The organism is Cobetia sp. 3AK (assembly GCF_029846335.1).
GTDB classification, from domain to species: domain Bacteria; phylum Pseudomonadota; class Gammaproteobacteria; order Pseudomonadales; family Halomonadaceae; genus Cobetia; species Cobetia marina.
Genome location: NZ_JARWKR010000021.1, coordinates 1 through 1,803 on the forward strand (window position 1 = coordinate 1; position 1,803 = coordinate 1,803).

Annotated in this window: 1 rRNA gene; it reads right to left on the reverse strand. The window is 52.7% G+C overall.

Annotated elements, in window-relative coordinates:
* A 23S ribosomal RNA gene (locus QD228_RS16965) occupies nt 1-1,574 on the reverse strand; the annotation flags it as partial.
* Between the last annotated feature and the right edge of the window lie 229 nt (nt 1,575-1,803).

A 1,803-nucleotide genomic window follows, 5' to 3' on the forward strand; every position in this document is an offset into this window, starting at 1 on the left:
ATCTGAAGCTTAGAGGCTTTTCCTGGAAGCGTGGCATCGATGACTTCCTGACCGTAGTCAGTTCGTCTCGCATCTCGACCTCAGAGGAACCGGATTTGCCTGATTCCTCGGCCTACATGCTTTCACCAGGACAACCAACGCCTGGCTCACCTAGCCTTCTTCGTCCCCCCATCGCAACCACATCCGGTACGGGAATATTAACCCGTTTCCCATCGACTACGCGTTTCCGCCTCGCCTTAGGGGCCGACTCACTCTGCTCCGATTAACGTAGAACAGAAAACCTTGGTCTTCCGGCGGGGGAGTTTTTCACTCCCCTTATCGTTACTCATGTCAGCATTCGCACTCGTGATACCTCCAGCAGACTTCTCAATCCACCTTCATTGGCTTACACGACGCTCCTCTACCGCTCATCCAGAGGATGAACCCGTAGCTTCGGTACCTGATTTAGCCCCGTTATATCTTCCGCGCAGGCCGACTCGACTAGTGAGCTATTACGCTTTCTTTAAAGGATGGCTGCTTCTAAGCCAACCTCCTAGCTGTCTGAGCCTTCCCACATCGTTTCCCACTTAATCAGGATTTTGGGACCTTAGCTGACGGTCTGGGTTGTTTCCCTTTTCACAACGGACGTTAGCACCCGCTGTGTGTCTCCCACGCTGCACTCACTGGTATTCGGAGTTTGCCTCGGGTTGGTAAGTCGGGATGACCCCCTAGCCGAAACAGTGCTCTACCCCCAGCGGTGATACGTGAGGCGCTACCTAAATAGCTTTCGAGGAGAACCAGCTATCTCCGGGCTTGATTAGCCTTTCACTCCGATCCACAGCTCATCCCAGCATTTTTCAACATACTTGGGTTCGGGCCTCCAATTGATGTTACTCAATCTTCACCCTGGCCATGGATAGATCGCCCGGTTTCGGGTCTATACCCTGCGACTGGTCGCCCAGTTAAGACTCGCTTTCGCTACGCCTCCCCTATACGGTTAAGCTCGCCACAGAATATAAGTCGCTGACCCATTATACAAAAGGTACGCGGTCACACCACGAAGGTGCTCCCACTGCTTGTACGCATACGGTTTCAGGATCTATTTCACTCCCCTCGCCGGGGTTCTTTTCGCCTTTCCCTCACGGTACTGGTTCACTATCGGTCAGCCAGGAGTATTTAGCCTTGGAGGATGGTCCCCCCATGTTCAGTCAAGGTTTCTCGTGCCCCGACCTACTCGATTTCACGATACTCAGACTTCGACTACGGGACTATCACCCTGTATCGTCAAGCTTCCCAGCTTGTTCGTCTGTCAGTTGTATCGCTTAAGGGCTGGTCCCCGTTCGCTCGCCGCTACTTGGGGAATCTCGGTTGATTTCTTTTCCTCCGGGTACTTAGATGTTTCAGTTCCCCGGGTTTGCCTCTATAGGTTATGTATTGGCCTATAGATACTCACCTGATGGTGAGTGGGTTTCCCCATTCGGAAATCGTTGGGTCGCAGGGTATTTGCCACCTCGCCAACGCTTATCGCAGGCTATCACGTCCTTCATCGCCTCTGGCTGCCAAGGCATCCACCGTATGCGCTTAATCGCTTGACCATATAACCCCAAGGGGTCTGTCAAGGATTACGAATCTGTCGGACCTCTCCGACATATCGTTTGATGGAGATGTGCTTGGCGCACATTCCATCGTCAGCATGATTCACATTGTTAAAGAGCGGCTGTTCAGAGAACAGTGAGAAGCGCGCTCTGTTGAGCACGCTTGCCACTGCCGGCTAAGCCAGCAATAAGATCAGGTAATTCGTTGTGAGCACTTGCCGCGAGCAGT